The following is a 3,124-nucleotide window of genomic DNA, read 5'->3' on the forward strand; positions in this document are numbered from 1 at the left end:
AAACAGCCAGCCGACTATGTCCGGGGCAAGAAAGCTCACCGTAGAGCCCATAGGCTCTGAAAGTGGTTTAAGGCAGCGGGCATGGGTGGAAGACAATAGGAGAAAGGTGGAGGAGCTTTCGGAAGGCAAGCTGGCCTATGTTTGGGTGCCCAATACAGGAGGAGGAGGATTTGAATCCTTCAACAGGTATTTCTTTGCCCAACAGGATAAAGAGGGAGCGGTAATTGATGAAAGATTTAATGGAGGAGGCTTACTTGATGATTATATGGTAGACCTGATGACGAGGACCTTGCGGGCAGCCATCACCAATGAAGTGCCCAATGCAAGGCATTTCAGATTGCCTGCTGGTATCTTGGGTCCTAAGGTGCTGTTGACAAATGAATTGGCAGGATCTGGTGGAGATTTCTTCCCTTGGGTATTCCGCAATCAGAATGCAGGACCTTTGATTGGGAAGCGGACTTGGGGCGGTCTGGTAAAGTCTTCGGTTCATTATTCCTTTATCGATGGGGGTGCAATGACCTCTCCGGACAATGCTGTCTTTGATCCGATCAGGAATGAGTGGATAGGGGAAAATGTGGGCATTGCGCCGGATATAGAAGTTTCCATTGATGCCAAGTCTTTTTCAGAAGGCAGGGATGTGCAGTTGGAGCGGGGCGTAGAGGAAGCCTTGAAGTTGCTGGAGAAAGCGGGAGTTCAGGAAGTAACACCACCTCCTTATCCCAGACCGGCAGTAAGGTCGGGGAATTAGAATAATCTTTTGAAAACCAAAAAAAGCAAGCTTCGGGAGGGGCTTGCTTTTTTTTTATTCTTGGGAAGCATCAACACTAATCTGAATGAATGCTTTTATTTTTTCCACATCACCCTGCGTCAACCTTCCGGAAAAGTCAGGCATCCCCTTACTTGCCAAAGCCCTGTTCAAAACATAGGCCTCTAAATTCTGAATCACCTCTGTTTGGGAATATCCTAGATTGGGAATCCTTCCTCCTTCCCCTGAAGCGGGGTTTCCATGGCAGATAAAACAATAGTTAAGGTATAATTTGGCACCAAGCATTACATCAGCCTCTGACTCGATTTGATAAGTGACTCCTGAAAGTTTGGGATTTGATTTTTTCTTTGGGAAATCAGGGAGTCTTTCAGTGCCCCCTAATTTAAATGTATATATTTTGCCTGTTGTTTGTGTTTCTGAAAAAGTACTTCCCAAACCGGTTGATCCTCCCCAACCAGCAGCAATGGTAATATATTGAACGCCATCTAATTCATAAGTCATGGGTGCAGCAATGATACCGGTTCCAGTAGGATTTTCCCAAAGCTTTTCTCCGCTTTTGGCATTGTATGCAACAAATCTTCCATCGGATGTTCCCTGAAAAACCAAATTGCCCGCAGTAGTCAGAACTCCGCCATTAGCGGGAGCGAAGTGCTCCACCTCCCATATTTTCTCCTGTTTGATGGGATCCCAAGCCAAGAGCTTACCAAAATTCGGGTATTCCCTTTCACCCGAAACCAGCATACTGCCTGTATTCCAATCGCCTGCTGCAATTGCCATAGTTTCACTTGGATCATTGAACTTGTACTTTGGATCATGTATCATAAAAAATGACATGTTCTGTGCAGGAATATAAACCAGTCCAGTTTGGGGATTAAAAGCCATCGGATGCCAATTGTGGGCCCCATTTGGTCCGGGGACAGCTTCATAGGGAATATCATTATAAGCCGCGGAAGGATTTTCAACTGGACGGCCTGTTGCATAGTCTATATGGGATGCCCAATTGATCGGGACAAAAGGCTCTCCGGAAATGAATTCACCATTGGTTCTGTCGATTACGTAGAAAAAGCCATTCTTTGGGGCCTGCATAATGACTTTTCTTTCCAGTCCATTGATTGGCAAATCAGCCAATATCAGGTGTTGGGTGGCTGTATAATCCCAATTGTCTCCGGGGGTGGTCTGATAATGCCAGACATATTCCCCATCGTCGGGATTAAGGGCTACAATGGAAGAAAGAAAAAGATTGTCCCCTCCTTCAGGGCTTCTGTGCCTGCGGTTCCATGGCGAACCGTTACCGGTTCCCACATACATCAAATTCAAATCAGGATCATAAGCCATGGCGTCCCACATGGTTCCACCACCTCCTGCTTCCCAATATTTTCCGGTCCAGGTTTTTGAAGCCTCCTCTATGGCTTTGGATTCAAAAGGTAACTCAAGATTACCTGGAACCGAATAAAATCTCCAAACCTGTTTGCCAGTTTCGGCATCATAGGCTGTAATATATCCCCTGACTCCAAATTCTGCCCCACCGTTTCCGATGATCACCTTTCCTTTAATCACCCTTGGTGCTCCTGTAATGGTATAGGGAATGCTTTGATCCACAGTCAAGGTCTCCCAAACTTTGGAACCGTCCTTTGCATTCAGGGCAATCAGCCTGCCATCCAAAGACGCCACATAAACTTTATCCTGATAAATGGCAGCGCCTCTATTGACCACATCACAACAGGCCTTTCCACCGTATTCTTTTGGTACCTGAGGATCATATTCCCACAGCCTTTCCCCAGTTCTTGCATCCAAGGCATAAAGCACACTCCAGGGTCCTGTAACATACATGATCCCATTGTTTACCAAAGGGGTGGCTTCTACTCCTCTTTCTGCGCCCATTTCAAAATACCAGGCCAGGCCAAGGTCTTTCGCATTTTGGTCAGTAATTTGGTTCAGTTCACTAAACCTGGTTTCACTGTAATTCAATCCATAAGTCAACCAGCTACCAGGCGTCTTATCCGCATCAATCAACATTTGATCTGTAACTGGTGTTTCCTGGCTTTTGGAGCTGCAAGAAAAATGACAGATAAGCAATAACAGGGGGAAGAAGTATGGTCTCATTGTTGAAGAAATAAAAGCTATTGTAAGATAATGAAAAAACTGCTATTAAATTCTGATTTTTAAGTGGTTAGGAGAAAATCATTTTCAATCGCAGAGCCATTCCTTCTCCTTCTATACCGATTAGGTAAATTTGATTTCCTTCCTTAAATTCAATAAAAATTTTTTTCATTGACCATAGTAGCCTTTTATCTTATAATGAGAACTTACACTGCAGCAAACTACGGAAGGTGCTTGCTTTTTTGTTTTGATTAAAGT

2 protein-coding genes are annotated in these 3,124 nt (G+C 44.7%); one reads left to right on the forward strand and one right to left on the reverse strand.

Annotation, left to right across the window (positions count from 1 at the left end):
* Positions 1 to 748, forward strand: a 748-nt coding sequence (locus QZT73_RS15220) for a S41 family peptidase (RefSeq protein WP_291789057.1), incomplete at its 5' end; no start/stop codon positions are given.
* Between the two features lie 54 nt (positions 749 to 802).
* On the opposite strand, the gene QZT73_RS15225 is transcribed toward QZT73_RS15220, so the two are convergent.
* Positions 803 to 2,869, reverse strand: a complete 2,067-nt coding sequence (locus QZT73_RS15225; RefSeq protein ID WP_291789059.1) for a PQQ-dependent dehydrogenase, methanol/ethanol family — start codon at positions 2,867 to 2,869, stop codon at positions 803 to 805.
* Positions 2,870 to 3,124: the final 255 nt, after the last annotated feature.

Origin of the sequence: Cecembia sp. (assembly GCF_007126775.1) — a bacterium.
Lineage (GTDB): Bacteria > Bacteroidota > Bacteroidia > Cytophagales > Cyclobacteriaceae > Cecembia.